Origin of the sequence: Mycobacterium sp. (assembly GCF_050701675.1) — a bacterium.
GTDB lineage: Bacteria > Actinomycetota > Actinomycetes > Mycobacteriales > Mycobacteriaceae > Mycobacterium.
In genome coordinates this window covers 1-1,797 of record NZ_JBOGDD010000854.1, presented here as the reverse complement: position 1 = coordinate 1,797, position 1,797 = coordinate 1, and the positions used below count along the sequence as shown (strand labels likewise).

The following is a 1,797-nucleotide window of genomic DNA, read 5'->3' as shown; positions in this document are numbered from 1 at the left end:
CCGTGTGCGCGCGTCGCAAATCGTTGGTCCACACAGAGGCCGCCAACCCGTAGATCGTATTGTTGGCCAACGTGATTGCCTCAGCGTCGTCGTCGAACACCTGGACGGAAAGTACCGGCCCGAAGACTTCCTCGGTCACCAGTTCGGCTGTCGGACCGAGACCCGCGACGATCGTTGGCTCGATGAAACATCCCCGGCCGTTGATCGTGTGTCGATTCCCGCCCGCGATGATCTCGCCTTCCTGGCCGGCGCGATCGACGAAACCCAACACGTGGTCGGTGTGTGATTCGTCGACGATCGCGCCCATCCCGGCCTCGGGATCGAGGGGGTTTCCTGGTCGAAGCGATCGCGCTCTTTCGACGAGGTCGGCGACGAACTGCTCGGAGATCGAGCGCTGGACGAGTAGCCGCGAGTTGGCGGAGCACACGGCGCCCTGGTTGTAGAACGCCCCGAAAATCGCCATCTCCGCGGCTTGTTCGAGGTCGGCGTCGGCGAACACCAGGTTCGGACTCTTGCCACCGCACTCCAACCACACCTGCTTCAGGTTGGAGTCAGCGGCGTAGTGGAGGAACCGTCTTCCTGTCGCGGTGGATCCGGTGAAGGCCAACACGTCGACGTCGACGTGAAGACCGAGTGCGGCGCCCGCAGTCGGGCCCAGTCCGGGGACCACGTTGAGGACACCGGGTGGAAGGCCCGCTTCGACGGCCAGTTCTGCCAGTAGCAAGGAGGACAGGGGTGCCTGTTCGGCAGGTTTGAGCACGACGCTGTTACCGACTGCCAGCGCTGGTGCGAGCTTCCAGACGGCAAGGTCCAGAGGGAAATTCCACGGCGTCACCGCCCCGACGACCCCCAGGGGCTCTCTGGTCACCAGTGCCAAGTTGCCCGGTTCGGTGGGCGCAATCTCACCGTTGATCTTGTCCAGCGCTTCTCCGTAGAACGCGAAGAGGTCGGCAGCCGACGGTACGTCGACGTTGTACGCCTCTGTCACCAACTTGCCCATGTCCATGGAATCGAGCAGGGCGAGTTCGGCGCGGTGTTCGGTGATGAGCTCGGCGAGGCTCAGGAGTACCCGTTTCCGGTGTGCAGGAGACGTTTTCGACCACACGCCGGATTCGAAGGTTGTGCGGGCGGAGGCCACCGCGGCGTCGACGTCGACCTGACTCGACGACGCGACGGCAGCCAGAAGTTCACCGGTTGCGGGGTTGACCGTGTCGAACGTGGCGCCCGATGTCGCGGCGCGAAAGTCACCGTCGATGAAGATGCCGGTTCTCGGTTGCACGTGCCCTGCGAGGTCCGTCCACTGGGCGAGGGTCGTGGGTTCAGCGGTCGTGGTTGCCAATGCTTGCTCCTTGGAGTATTCGGATCACCGGCTGCGCGCCGGTTCGACGGGGGTGATGGGAAGGAACACGCCAACTTCGGTGCTGAGCTCGGTGACTTCGCGCCGGAATGGCACCGGCCGCTCGTCGGTCGGCTCGTCGAGCTCTTCGGCGTAACGATGTCCGGCCCAGACGGCAGCGGCGATGGTGGCAGGCGCCCAGGCATCTCCGGCGGCACGCACGCTCTTGAGTCCCGCAGGCCCCCACTCCGATTCGCGTGCCTGGAGGGCGTCCAGAAGTCGGTTCTCGGGCAGTCGGGCGGTGACGAGAACGACCGCGTCCGCGGCCGTCTGGTCCTCGTCGCCGGTGAACACGCAGGCCGTGGTCACCGAGTCGGGTCCGATGGCGGTCACCGCAGTGTTCGTCTGCACCCGAACGCCTGCGCGGATCACGCGCTTGCGGATGCGGGCCACCTCGAGTG

1 protein-coding gene and 1 pseudogene are annotated in these 1,797 nt (G+C 65.4%); both read right to left on the bottom strand.

Annotated elements, in window-relative coordinates:
• The coding region (locus ACRDUX_RS26250) for an aldehyde dehydrogenase family protein (protein WP_526418023.1) at window positions 1-1,339 on the bottom strand (1,339 nt) is incomplete at its 3' end.
• A 24-nt stretch (window positions 1,340-1,363) separates the two neighbouring features.
• A pseudogene (locus ACRDUX_RS26245) lies at window positions 1,364-1,797 on the bottom strand (NADH:flavin oxidoreductase); the annotation flags it as partial.